The organism is Stenotrophomonas sp. EMP41, assembly GCF_047495535.1.
Taxonomy (GTDB): Bacteria; Pseudomonadota; Gammaproteobacteria; order Xanthomonadales; family Xanthomonadaceae; genus Stenotrophomonas; species Stenotrophomonas sepilia.
In genome coordinates, this window is sequence record NZ_CP179923.1 from 4263854 (window position 1) to 4276944 (window position 13091).

10 protein-coding genes are annotated in these 13091 nt (G+C 66.7%); 7 read left to right on the forward strand and 3 right to left on the reverse strand.

Translation table 11 applies throughout. The features are described 5' to 3' along the window. Positions 1 to 6 precede the first annotated feature (6 nt). Both ACMGRF_RS19480 and ACMGRF_RS19485 read right to left on the reverse strand, forming a co-directional pair. Positions 7 to 1617: a carboxyl transferase domain-containing protein gene (locus tag ACMGRF_RS19480; protein ID WP_099496107.1), complete on the reverse strand. Its 1611-nt coding sequence runs from the start codon at positions 1615 to 1617 to the stop codon at positions 7 to 9. Positions 1618 to 1627: 10 nt separating this feature from the next. Then, positions 1628 to 2791 (reverse strand): isovaleryl-CoA dehydrogenase, encoded by a 1164-nt coding sequence (locus ACMGRF_RS19485; protein ID WP_014035590.1) that lies wholly within the window; start codon positions 2789 to 2791, stop codon positions 1628 to 1630. 158 nt (positions 2792 to 2949) lie between these two features. Here ACMGRF_RS19485 and ACMGRF_RS19490 point away from each other — a divergent pair, with 158 nt between their 5' ends. From ACMGRF_RS19490 to ACMGRF_RS19500, 3 genes are all read left to right on the forward strand, one after another. Continuing rightward, entirely contained in the window at positions 2950 to 3567 is a 618-nt protein-coding gene (locus ACMGRF_RS19490) for a TetR/AcrR family transcriptional regulator (protein WP_049413500.1), read from the forward strand. Between the two features lie 196 nt (positions 3568 to 3763). After that, positions 3764 to 4282 carry a c-type cytochrome gene (locus ACMGRF_RS19495; RefSeq protein ID WP_005420711.1) on the forward strand — a complete coding sequence of 173 codons (519 nt, stop codon included), beginning with the start codon at positions 3764 to 3766 and terminating at the stop codon, positions 4280 to 4282. A 173-nt stretch (positions 4283 to 4455) separates the two neighbouring features. Beyond that, entirely contained in the window at positions 4456 to 5901 is a 1446-nt protein-coding gene (locus tag ACMGRF_RS19500; protein ID WP_049413496.1) for an ExeM/NucH family extracellular endonuclease, read from the forward strand. A 301-nt stretch (positions 5902 to 6202) separates the two neighbouring features. Here the strand turns inward: ACMGRF_RS19500 and ACMGRF_RS19505 are convergent, their stop codons facing one another. Continuing rightward, positions 6203 to 7060 carry a hypothetical protein gene (locus ACMGRF_RS19505; protein WP_099496109.1) on the reverse strand — a complete coding sequence of 286 codons (858 nt, stop codon included), beginning with the start codon at positions 7058 to 7060 and terminating at the stop codon, positions 6203 to 6205. Between the two features lie 43 nt (positions 7061 to 7103). Here ACMGRF_RS19505 and ACMGRF_RS19510 point away from each other — a divergent pair, with 43 nt between their 5' ends. The 4 genes from ACMGRF_RS19510 (at position 7104) to ACMGRF_RS19525 (ending at position 13084) form a co-directional block, all read left to right on the forward strand. Next, positions 7104 to 7775, forward strand: coding sequence for an alpha/beta hydrolase (locus ACMGRF_RS19510; protein ID WP_049415788.1), 672 nt, complete (start codon positions 7104 to 7106; stop codon positions 7773 to 7775). Then, positions 7772 to 8872: a cell division protein ZapE gene (gene zapE, locus ACMGRF_RS19515; protein WP_049415791.1), complete on the forward strand. Its 1101-nt coding sequence runs from the start codon at positions 7772 to 7774 to the stop codon at positions 8870 to 8872. Before ACMGRF_RS19510 ends, zapE begins: the two co-directional genes overlap by 4 nt. A gap of 636 nt (positions 8873 to 9508) precedes the next feature. Further along, positions 9509 to 11911 (forward strand): ribonucleoside-diphosphate reductase subunit alpha, encoded by a 2403-nt coding sequence (locus ACMGRF_RS19520; protein WP_049415794.1) that lies wholly within the window; start codon positions 9509 to 9511, stop codon positions 11909 to 11911. Between the two features lie 153 nt (positions 11912 to 12064). Further along, entirely contained in the window at positions 12065 to 13084 is a 1020-nt protein-coding gene (locus ACMGRF_RS19525; protein WP_049429771.1) for a ribonucleotide-diphosphate reductase subunit beta, read from the forward strand. Positions 13085 to 13091 lie beyond the last annotated feature (7 nt).

Sequence of the window (13091 nt, forward strand, 5' to 3'; positions counted from 1 at the left end):
CATGGATTACATGCGGAACACGCCGAAGCGCGTCTGCTGCGGGGCGGCGTTGAGGCTGGCCGACAGCGCCAGCGCCAGCACCCGGCGGGTGTCGGCCGGATCGATCACGCCGTCGTCCCACAGGCGCGCGCTGGCGTAGTACGGGTGGCCCTGCTGCTCGAACTGGTCGCGGATCGGTGCCTTGAACGCGTCTTCCTCCGCTGCCGGCCACTGGCCACCCTTGGCCTCGATGCCATCGCGCTTGACCGTGGCCAGCACGCTGGCGGCCTGTTCGCCACCCATCACGCCGATGCGCGCGTTCGGCCACATCCACAGGAAGTTCGGCGAGTATGCACGGCCGCACATGCCGTAGTTGCCGGCACCGAACGAACCGCCGATGACCACGGTGAACTTCGGTACCCTGGCACAGGCCACCGCCATCACCAGCTTGGCACCGTCCTTGGCGATGCCGCCCTGTTCGTACTTGCGGCCGACCATGAAGCCGGTGATGTTCTGCAGGAATACCAGCGGGATGTTGCGCTGGGTGCACAGCTCGATGAAGTGCGCGCCCTTCAGTGCCGACTCGGAGAACAGGATGCCGTTGTTGGCGATGATGCCGATCGGGTAGCCGTTCAGATGAGCGAAGCCGGTGACCAGCGTTGCGCCGTAGCGCGGCTTGAACTCATCGAAGCGCGAGCCATCGACCAGCCGCGCGATCACTTCGCGCACGTCGTAGGGCTTGCGCGTATCGGCCGGGATCACCCCGTACAGTTCGTGTGCTGGCAGCAGCGGTTCTTCGGTCGGCTGCACCGCCATTGCCGATTCCGGCTTGCGCCAGTTGAGCTGGGCGATGATCGCGCGCACCCGTGCCAGTGCCTGCAGGTCGTTGTCGGCCATGTGGTCAGCCACGCCGGAGATGCGCGTGTGCACATCGGCACCGCCCAGTTCCTCGGCCGTCACCACTTCGCCGGTGGCAGCCTTCACCAGCGGCGGGCCGCCGAGGAAGATCGTGCCCTGCTCGCGCACGATCACCGTCTCGTCGCTCATCGCTGGCACATAGGCACCACCAGCGGTGCAGCTGCCCATCACGCAGGCGATCTGCGGAATGCCCTGCGCCGACAGGTTGGCCTGGTTGTAGAAGATGCGGCCGAAATGGTCGCGGTCGGGAAAGACTTCGTCCTGCAGCGGCAGGAACGCGCCACCGGAATCGACCAGGTAGATGCACGGCAGGTGGTTCTGCTCGGCGATCTCCTGCGCGCGCAGGTGCTTCTTCACCGTCATCGGGTAGTAGGTGCCGCCCTTGACCGTGGCATCGTTGGCCACGATCACGCATTCCACGCCGCTCACGCGGCCGATTCCGGCCACTACGCCAGCGGCCGGCACGGCGTCTTCGTACATGCCGTGCGCGGCCAGCGGCGCGATTTCCAGGAAGGCGCTGCCGGGGTCGAGCAGCGCGTCGATGCGGTCACGCACCAGCAGCTTGCCGCGCGCGGTGTGCTTGGCGCGTGCGGCTTCGCTGCCACCCAGCGCGGTGCGGGCAAGGGTGGCATGCAGGTCGTCGACCACGGCCTGCATGGCCGCGCGGTTGCTTTCAAACGTTTCGCTGCCCGGTTGCAGCTGGGTGCTCAATACGGTCATCGCAGTGGCCTTACAGGGTGCGCTGGAACAGTTCGCGGCCGATCAGCATGCGGCGGATCTCCGAGGTGCCGGCGCCGATCTCATACAGCTTGGCATCGCGCCACAAGCGGCCGGTCGGGTATTCGTTGATGTAGCCGTTGCCGCCGAGGATCTGGATCGCCTGGCCGGTCAGCCAGGTGGCCTTCTCGGCGGCGTACAGGATGGCACCGGCGGCGTCCTGGCGGGTGGTGCGGCCCTGGTCGCAGGCGCGTGCCACGGCATAGACATACGCGCGGCAGGCACCCAGGCCCACGTACATGTCGGCGATCTTGGCCTGGATCAGCTGGAAGCTGCCGATCGGCTCGCCGAACTGGTGGCGCTCGTGCACGTATGGCATCACCACGTCCATGGCCGCGGCCATCAGGCCCAGCGGGCCACCGGACAACACCACGCGCTCGTAGTCCAGGCCGGACATCAGCACGCGCACGCCACCGCCGACCTGGCCCAGCACGTTCTCTTCAGGAATCTCGCAGTCCTGGAACACCAGCTCGCAGGTGGGCGAAGAACGCATGCCCAGCTTGTCCAGCTTCTGCGCGGTGGAAAAGCCCTTCATGCCCTTCTCGACCAGGAATGCGGTGATGCCCTTGGCGCCGGCTTCCATGTCGGTCTTGGCGTAGACCACCAGCACGTCGGCATCCGGGCCGTTGGTGATCCACATCTTGTTGCCGTTGAGCACGTAGCGGTCGCCGCGCTTGTCCGCGCGCAGCTTCATCGACACCACGTCCGAACCGGCACCCGGCTCGCTCATCGCCAGCGCGCCGACCAGGCTGCCGTTGCACAGTCCGGGCAGGAAGCGCTGCTTCTGTTCTTCGTTGCCGTTCTTGCGCAGCTGGTTCACGCACAGGTTGGAGTGCGCGCCATAGGACAGGCCGATGCCGCCGGAGGCACGCGAGATTTCCTCCATCGCCACCACGTGGGCGAGGTAGCCCATGCCGGTGCCGCCGTATGCTTCTTCCACGGTGAGGCCGAGCAGGCCCTGTTCGCCGAGTTTCGGCCACAGCGCCAGTGGGAACTGGTTGCTGGCATCGGCCTCGGCAGCCAGCGGAGCGACCTCGGCGGCGGCAAAATGGGCCACGCTCTGGCGCAGCAGGTCGATGTCTTCGCCAAGATCGAAGTTCAGGGATGGCACGTGCATTGTGGTGGCTCCACGGCGGGATGGCAGGAATGGACGCACCCGGCGGGGGAGTGGGCGGCGGTCTGCAGGACCGTCACCCACACGGGCGATGGCCCCAGCGTAGCGGGGTTCGGGTAAGAAGTGAATACGAATTCAAAAATTGAAACTAGAATCAGAACATGGCCTATAAACGCTCTGCATTGATGGAAGAACGCCTGGCGGGCGCCCGTGAACGGATCCTGCTGGCCACCCGCGAGCTGGTCGCCACGGGCGGCTGGCGCAATGCCCCGGTGACGGCCGTGGCGACCCAGGCCGGGGTGTCCACCGGCCTGATCTATCGCCACTTCCCGTCCAAGGCCGAATTGTTCGTGGAAGTCCTCAATGCTGCCGTGGCCCACGAGGTCGCAATCATGGAGCGGATCGCCAGTGGCCCGGAGGCAGCCAGCGAGCGGCTGCGGCTGGCCATCACCGCCTTCGTCCGCCGTGCCCTGGCCGGGCCGGGGCTCGCGCACGCCTTCATCGTCGAACCGGTCGACCCGGATGTGGAAGCCGAGCGCATGCGCGGTCGTCGCGCATTCGGCGACGTGTTCCTGCGGCTGGTGGAGGAGGGCGTGGCGGCCGGTGAGCTGCCTGCGCAGGACGCGCATGTGGCCGCCGCCTGCCTGGTGGGTGCCTTCACCGAAGCGATGGTCGGCCCGACCGCACCCAGCCGCGAAGCGCACCGCGACGAAGACGCGCTGGTGGATGCGATCTGCAGCTTCTGCCTGCGCGCGATCGGCGCCCCGGCAATTCGGTAGCGCCGGCCGCTGGCCGGCTTCTGTTGCTGGGGTCAGATCCCTTTTGCGGCGCAAAAGGGATCTGACCCCAGCCCCCGGCATGCTGCGCCGCATCAGCAGTGACGCCTGTTGTCGCACGCAAAGTGCGTTCTATACTCGGCCCATCACGCAGTCGCTCAGCCGTGGTCCAACGACTATCAGCCAGGGGTAACGAAGAGTGCGGAATTACGATCTGGAGTTCCTGAAACGCTTCTCCATGGTGATCGCGCTGCTGGCGACCATCACCCTCGGCCTCATCCTCCTTGCCGCCTACATCCACACCCGGATTCCGCCCGAGGTGTCGCCGACCGCGGCCAAGCGCACCGAACAGCGCATCTCGCCCACCGGCGCGGTCTATGCCGGCAGTACCGGCGCTGCCGCGCAGGCCGCCGCCAAGGCCGCCGCGCTGGCCAAGGCCGCGTCGCAGGTGGCCTACGGCGGCACCAAGGATGGCAAGGTGATCTTCGACAACCTGTGCACCGCCTGCCACACCACCGGCGTGGGCATGGCACCGACGCTGGACCATTCGCACTGGGACAAGCGCATCGCGCAGGGCAAGGACACGCTCTACAAGCACGCCATCGAGGGCTATACCGGCCCCGACGGCGGCATCATGCCCCCCAAGGGCGGCAACCCGGCCCTGACGGAAGAACAGATCCACGCCACCGTGGACTGGATGCTGGCCAATCTGAAGTAAGCGGTAGTGCTGGCCGCTGGCCGGCAACCACACACCGCACGAAGGTCATGAGATTGCCGGCCAGCGGCCGGCACGACCCAGGCTTTGCCCACCAAGGTCAAAACCCCGCCCGCAGGCGGGGTTTCGCATTTCAGGGTTAGTCTGTGCGCCCTCGTCCCAGGAATCGCCCGTCGATGCGCCGCTGCTCCCTCGCCCTTGCCCTGTCCCTGCTGCTGCCGGCCGGCGCCATCGCCCAGGCCCAGCCGCAGGCCACGCCGGTCGCGACGCCGCCCGCTGCGCGAAGCAGCGCCAGCGTGGTGCTGACCGCCGCGCCAGCCGACTGGCGCGCGCTGGATGGACAGCGCGTGCGCATCGCCGCACCGCTCACCCTGGCCGGTAGCGATGGCCTGGAGCACTTCGGCCAGCTCACGGTGGCGTTCGATGGCCGCCTCTGGCAGCCGACCGAAGTGGCCGCGCCGGGCACCGCCGGCTACGAGCAGGTGATGGCCGACAACCAGCGCCGCCGCCTGGTGCTGGAAGATGGCAGTGATGCCCGCGATCCGGCCAGCGTGGCGTACCTGCCGGGGAGCCCGGTGCTGCGCACCGGCATGCAGCTGCGCGACGTGCAGGGCATCGTGCGCGTGGACGCGCAGGGCCATCCGCGCCTGCAGGTCGAGGGTGTGCTGAAACTGCCGGAACTCAAGCGCCCGGCGGTGCCGACGGTGCCGGGCAGCCTGCACGTGGCCGCCTTCAACCTGGAGAACTTCTTCAACGGTGATGGCCAGGGCGGCGGCTTCCCGACCCTGCGCGGCGCCCGCACGCTGGACGAGCACAAGGCGCAGGTGGCCAAGCTGGTCACCACGGTCAACGCGCTGGGCGCCGACGTCGCCGCGTTGATGGAGCTGGAGAACGACGGCTACGGCCCGCAGTCGGCCATCGCCGAACTGGTCGATGCGCTCAACCGCGACCGCGGCGCGCAGGGCGACTGGCGCTTCGTCGATGCCGGCAACGGCCCCGGCGACAACCCGATCCGGGTCGGCATCATCTACCGCAGCTCACGCCTGCAGCCGGTCGGCACGCCGGCCACGTTGACCGGCGGCCCGTTCGTTGAGCACAGCCGCGTACCGTTGGCGCAGGCCTTCCAGGGCAGGCAGGGCGCGCCGTTCGTGGTGGTGGCCAATCACTTCAAGTCGAAGGGCTGCCGCGACGCAAGCGGCGCCGACGCCGACCGCAACGACAACCAGGGCTGCTGGAACGCCACCCGCGTGACCTCGGCGCAGCAGCTGCATGCCTGGCTGCAGACCGACCCGACCGGTACCGGTACAAAGGACGCGGTGCTGCTCGGCGATTTCAATGCCTACGCGATGGAAGACCCGATCCGCACCCTGCACGACCTGGGCTGGCAGGACGCGTTCAAGGTTGCCAAGGTCGAGCATCCCTACAGCTACGTCTACAACGGCTACACCGGCCGCCTCGACCACGCGCTGCTGAGCCCGGGCATGGCCAGGCGCCTGCGCGGCGCCGCCGAATGGCACAGCAATGCCGATGAGCAGGACGCCAGCGGTTATCAGGGCCGCAACGTGCAGGGCCCGTGGCGCAGCTCCGACCACGACCCGCTGCTGCTGGGCTTCGACAGATAAGGTTCGGCGGGGATCTGCTCTGGGAGGGACCTTGATCGGCACGGATGCTGCCGTTGCTTTTGATCTACCAGTCCGCCTCCAAGCGAGCCGAGCATCGCAGGTGAATCAGGGGCGAAGAGGCGCCGATGTCTGAGCGCAGCGAGTTCGGCGCTGTCCCCTGATTCACCGACAAGTGCAGGGAACCGGTGCACAGCACCGGCTCGCGGCTGGCGGCGCGTTTCTTTTGGTTACTTTTCTTTTCGCGCGAAAAGAAAAGTGACATCCCACCGCGGGCGCGGAAATGGCCCGCCGCAACCAACGCTCACCCCCAGGCGATCAACCCGATCGCCAGCACCGCCAGCGCCAGGCCGGCGCGGTTCCACTTCGTGGTGGCCTCGCCGAAGGCAAACACGCCCACCAGTGCACCCAGCACCACCACGCCGATGTTCATGCCGGCGAACACAGTGGCCGGGTTGTCCGGCATCGACTGGTGCGCATGCACATAGAACAGGATGTTGCCGCCATTGAGCAGGCCCAGCAGCGCACCCGCCCCCAGGTTGTGCCAGGCCAGCCGGCTGCGGCCACTGACATGCCGCCACAGCTGCAGGGCCAGCATCAGCACGAAGGCCACGCTGAAGCTGGTCAGCACCGCCGCCATCGACGGCGTGCCCGAGAGCGCCACCTGCTTGAGCAGCACGTCCACCACCGCAAACCCGGCCCATACGCCCAGCAGCCAGCCCCAACCGCCGGGCGAGGACGCCACCGCCGGGCCGCGCGGGCGCAGGCTGATCGCCACCATCGCCAGCAGGCCCAGGCCGAGCCCGGCCAGCTTCCACGGCGTCGCGGTCTGACCGAAGAACAGGAAGGCGGCAGCCAGTGACAGCAGCAGCGACAACCGCTGTGCCACATCGCTGCGGACAATGCCGGCCACCGCCACCGCGCGGCCCAGCACCAGGAAGATCGAGGGCAGCACCACCGCCAGCGCCAGCAATGACGGCCACGGCGCATGCGGCGCGCGCAGCGCATCCAGCGGCGGCTGCAGCACCACGGCGGTGAGCGTTGCCGCCACCAGATAGTTCCAGGTGACCATCTGCGCGACATCCAGCTGGCGGCGTCCGGCCACCTTCAACAGCACCGAAACCAGCACGCTGCAGATCACGGCCAAAGACAGGTAGAGCATGGGGCGGGCACAGGGCAGGGGCGGGGGACGGTATCATGGTGCCATGCACAAGCCCCCGTTCCCCGTCGCCCCCGGCGAAACCGCCTGTCTCCAACTGGATGGCCCGGCCGGCCCGCTGGAAGTGGTCGTCGACCTGCCCAAGGCCGATGTGCCGGTGCAGCCGATCGTGGCCATCGTCTGCCATCCGCTGTCCACCGAAGGCGGCACCCTGCACAACAAGGTGGTCACCATGACCGCCACCACCCTGCGCGAGCTGGGCATCGCCACGGTGCGCTTCAACTTCCGCAGCGTCGGCGCTTCGGCCGGTACCTTCGATGGCGGCGTGGGCGAGCAGGATGACCTGAAGGCGGTCGCCGCCTGGGTGCGCAGCCAGCGCCCGCACGACCGCCTGTGGCTGGCCGGTTTCAGCTTCGGCGCGTTCGTTTCGCTGAAGGCCGCTGCCGCGCTGCAGCCGGAAGCGCTGATCTCGATCGCGCCACCGGCCGGCCGCTGGGATTTCGATGGCATCGCACCGCCGGCGCGCTGGCTGGTGATCCAGGGCGAGCAGGACGAGATCGTCGACCCGCAGGCCGTCTACCAGTGGCTGGACACGCTGGATTTCCCGCATGAGCTGGTGCGCATGCCCGAGACCAGCCATTTCTTCCATCGCAAACTGATCGATCTGCGCGGCGCGCTGACCCACGGCGTGAAGCACTGGCTGGGCGCGGCGGCATGAGTGCAACCGAGCTGACCCCGTCGCAGCGGTACGCGGAAGGGGTTGCCCGTGGCGACTGGCAGGACGACCCGGCCCAGCACGCAGCGCTGGCCGAACTGGACCGCATCCACCTGGGCCTGCTGGACAGTGCCGAGGATGGCTGGCTGGACCGCCTGTCCTCGTTCTGGAAGAAGCCCGAACCGGTCAAGGGCCTGTACTTCTGGGGCGGCGTCGGCCGTGGCAAGACCTTCCTGGTCGACCTGTTCTACGACGGGCTGCCGATCAAGCAGAAGTACCGCACGCACTTCCACCGCTTCATGCGCAGCGTCCATGAGCGCCTGCGCGAGCACCAGGGCCAGAGCGACCCGCTGGCGAAGATCGCCCAGGAATGGCGCAGCAACCTGCGCGTGCTGGTGCTGGACGAGTTCTTCGTCACCGACATCGGTGATGCGATGCTGCTGGCGCGGCTGCTGGAGCGCCTGTTCGCCGAGGGCGTGACCCTGGTGACCACCTCCAACACCGCAGTGGAGAACCTGTACCTCAACGGCCTGCAGCGCGAGAGCTTCCTGCCGGCCATCGGCCTGTTGCAGCGCTTCTGCGTGGAGCTGTACGCCGAAGGCACCGAGGACTACCGGATGCGCGCGCTGACCCGCTCGCCGGTGTACCGCGCACCGTTGGCCGCCGACAGCGACGACTGGCTGGCCACGCGCTGGAGCGAACTGAGCGGCGGCCAGCCGGCCAAGCCCGGCAACATCGAGATCGAGGGCCGCAAGATTCCGGTCCGCGGCCGCGGCAAGAGCATCGCCTGGTTCGATTTCGCCGCGCTGTGCGAGGGCCCGCGCGGGCCGTCGGACTACATCGAGATCGCGCACGAGTTCAACACGGTGCTGCTGGGCGGCATTCCCGCCTTCGATCGCCTGAACGAGGATGCCGCGCGCCGCTTCGTCAACCTGATCGACGAGCTGTACGACCGCCACGTCAATCTGGTCTGCACCGCCAGCACCTCGCCGGTCGAGCTGTACACCGGGCAGCGCCTGCAGGGCGCGTTCGAGCGCACCGCCTCGCGCCTGATCGAGATGCAGAGCGCTGAGTACCTGGGCACCCCGCACCGGGCGTGAGGGGTGCCGCGCGAATGCAATGCCGGCCAGCGGCCGGCACGACCACCCTGGGATTCCGGTAGTGCCGGCCGCTGGCCGGCAATGATCGGGGGATAGGGCGCAACGGCGTTTCCCTGCGGCCGCTCCTACGGCCTGGCCGCCACATACGGCCTCGCGTCGCTGCCCGGCGGGTGATCCCGGCATCCACCGGATTCCCACCGGCTGCCCACGATCTATCCACAGGGTTGTCCCTAGCCAGTTTCATCACTGTCATGTGAAGCTGTCATTGTTCCGTTTCCGCGGTGCGTTGTGCCACCGCAATGACGCCTTTCGGGCTTGACTGCGCAGCCCGTTCCGGCAGGTCTGAAGCGTCCGATCCGGGCGCAGATGGCACGATCCTTGCGGCGCAAGGGATTGCCGAATTTCACTACATTTGGCGTTGACGGACCCCACTACCCCCACTATCTTGTGGCCGTCGGTCGCAGCAACCCCACGTCTGGGGGTTGGCCGCAGTCTCCATCGGCGATCGTCAACGGCAGTGGCAGGCGCAGGGTCTCATCCCCTGCGACGCCGTCCTGCCATCCTGGGCCGTCATGTCCCGGGCTGCGTCACCCCGATGCATCGAGCACCCCCAATCACGCCAAGAGGACATACGCCGTGAGCACCGAATCCAGCGCCACCATCGAGAAGGAAAGCGAATTCCTGTTGACGTCGCCGCCGACGGCCAACGCGATGAGTGTGACCAAGCGCAACGGGACCACCGAGCTGGTGGACCTGAACAAGATCGTGCGCGCGGTGCAGCGTTCCTCCGAAGGCCTGCACGCCGTTGACCCGATGCGCGTGGCCACCCGCACCATTTCCGGCCTGTACAACGGTGCCACCACCCGCGAGCTGGACGAACTGTCCATCCGCACCGCCGCCCTGCTGATCGGTGAAGAGCCCGAGTACGGCCGCCTCGCTGCGCGCCTGCTGGCCAACTACATCGCCAAGGAAGTCTCGGGCCAGGAAATCTACGCCTTCTCGCAGTCGGTCAGCCGCGGCCATGAAGTCGGCCTGATCAACGACCGCCTGCTGAACTTCGTGCAGACCAATGCACGCAAGCTCAACGACGCCATCGACGGCGCGCTGGACCTGAACTTCGATTACTTCGGCCTGCGTACCCTGTACGACCGTTACCTGCTGCGCCATCCGCACACCCGCAAGGTGATCGAAACCCCGCAGCAGTTCTTCCTGCGCATCGCCAGCGCGCTGAGCGAGGACGTGTCTGAGACCCTGGCGCTGTACAAGCGCATGGGCAACCTGGACTACCTGCCGTCCAGCCCGACCCTGTTCAACTCCGGCACCACCCACGAGCAGCTGTCCTCGTGCTTCCTGCTGGACTCGCCGCAGGACTCGCTGGAGTCGATCTATGCCAAGTACGGCGACATCGCCCAGCTGTCGAAGTTCTCCGGCGGCATCGGCGTCAGCTACACCCGCGTGCGTTCGCGTGGCTCGCTGATCAAGTCGACCAACGGCCACTCCAACGGCATCGTGCCGTGGCTGAAGACCATGGATTCGTCCGTGGCCGCGGTGAACCAGGGCGGCAAGCGCAAGGGCGCGGCCTGCGTGTACCTGGAAACCTGGCACGCCGACATCGAGGACTTCCTCGAACTGCGTGACAACACCGGTGACGAAGCCCGCCGTGCGCACAACCTGAACCTGGCCAACTGGGTGCCGGACCTGTTCATGAAGCGCGTCGAGGCCGACCAGGAATGGTCGCTGTTCGATCCGCGCGTCGTGCCGGAGTTCACCGACCTGTTCGGCGAAGCCTTCGAGGCTGCCTACCTGCAGGCCGAAGCCCAGGGCAAGGCCAACCGCACCATCTCCGCGCGCAAGCTGTACGCCCGCATGATGCGTACGCTGGCCGAGACCGGCAACGGCTGGATGACCTTCAAGGACAAGTGCAACCGCGCCAGCAACCAGACCCTGCGTCCGGGCAACGTGATCCACCTGTCCAACCTGTGCACCGAAATCCTGGAAGTCACTTCCAACGATGAAACCGCAGTGTGCAACCTGGGTTCGATCAACCTGGGCAACCACTTCGACGAGCACAACGAGTTCGACTTCGAGAAGCTGGCCGAGACCGTGCGCCTGGCCGTGCGCCAGCTCGACCGCGTCATCGACCTGAACTTCTACCCGATCGAAACCGCCCGCCGCGCCAACCTGCGCTGGCGTCCGGTCGGCCTGGGCTGCATGGGCCTGCAGGACGTGTTCTTCCGCAAGCGCCTGCCGTTCGACAGCGCCGAAGCCCGCGCGCTGTCGAAGAAGATCGCCGAAGCGATCTACTTCCACGCGCTGGAAACGTCCTGCGAGCTGGCCCAGGAACGCGGCAAGCACCCGTCGTTCAACGACACCCGTGCCGCCAGCGGCGAACTGCAGTTCGACGCCTGGAACGTGGTGCCGGAAGACACTGCGCGCTGGGATGCCCTGCGTGAGCGCATCAAGGAACACGGCCTGCGCAACTCGCTGATGATCGCAATCGCGCCGACCGCGACCATCGCCTCGATCGCCGGCTGCTACGAGTGCGTCGAGCCGCAGGTGTCCAACCTGTTCAAGCGCGAGACCCTGTCCGGTGACTTCCTGCAGGTCAACCGCTACCTGGTCAACGAGCTGAAGAAGCTGGGCCTGTGGACGCCGGAAATGCGCGATGCCATCAAGCTGGCCGAAGGCTCCATCGCGGGTCTGCCACAGATCCCGGAAACGCTGCGTGAGGTCTACCGCACCGCGTGGGAACTGCCGATGCGTTCGCTGATCGACATGGCCGCCGAGCGTGGCGCCTTCATCGACCAGTCGGCCTCGCTCAACCTGTTCATGGAAAGCCCGAACATCGGCGCGATGTCCTCCATGTACATGTACGCCTGGAAGCAGGGCATCAAGACCACCTACTACCTGCGTTCGCGCCCTGCCACCAAGATCGCCAAGACCACGGTGAGTGCCGCCGCACCGGCCAAGGTGTTCAGCCCGGACGAAGCCATCGCCTGCTCGCTGGAAAACCCGGAAGCCTGCGAGGCGTGCCAGTAAGAGCGGCACCGCCGCGCGGTAGTGCCGGCCGCTGGCCGGCACTCGAACACCTCGCACCTGTAGAGCCGAGCCATGCTCGGCTGCAGCACGGAAACACCAAGGTAGCGCCGGGCCATGCCCGGCGTTTTGACCCGAGAATTCAAGGAAACACCCATGGCCGACAAGCCCAAGCAGATGCTGCTCGATCCCGGTTTTGAACTGACCCTGCGCCCGATGCGCTACCCGCAGTTCTATGACATGTACCGGAATGCGATCAAGAACACCTGGACGGTGGAAGAGATCAACTTCCAGATCGACATCACCGACCTGCACAGCAAGATGTCGCCGGGCGAGCGCCACCTGATCCACCGCCTGGTCGCGTTCTTCGCCACCGGCGACTCGATCGTGTCCAACAACCTGGTGCTGAACCTGTACCAGCATCTCAATGCACCGGAAGCGCGCATGTACCTGTCGCGCCAGCTGTATGAAGAAGCGCTGCACGTGCAGTTCTACCTGACCCTGCTCGACAACTACCTGCCGGATCCGGAAGAGCGCGCCAAGGCGTTCTCGGCGGTGGAGAACATCGACTCGATCAAGAAGAAGGCCGATTTCTGCTTCAAGTGGATCGACTCGATCCAGAGCCTGACCCGCATCGAGACCCGCGAACAGCGCCGCCAGTTCCTGCTCAATCAGATCTGCTTCGCTGCATGCATCGAAGGCCTGTTCTTCTTCGCCGCGTTCGCCTACGTGTACTACTTCCGTTCGCGCGGCCTGCTGCCGGGCCTGGCCTCGGGCACCAACTGGGTGTTCCGCGACGAGAGCGCGCACATGGAGTTCGCCTTCGAGTCGGTGCGCGTGGTGCGTGAGGAAGAGCCGGACCTGTTCGACGACGAGATGAAGCAGCAGGTCTACGACATGCTGGCCGAAGCCATCGAATGCGAAGTGCAGTTCGCCGAGGACGTCCTGTCCGGCGGCGTGGCCGGCATCTCGACCCGTGACATGCGCCAGTACCTGCAGCACTGTGCCGATCAGCACTTCGCCAAGCTGGGCATGGAAAAGAAGTACAACGTGCGCAACCCGCTGCCGTTCATGGAACTGCAGGACGTGCAGGAACTGACCAACTTCTTCGAACGCCGCGTCTCGGCCTACCAGGTCGGCGTGCAGGGCGAAGTCGCCTTCGACATGAACTTCTGATCGAAGC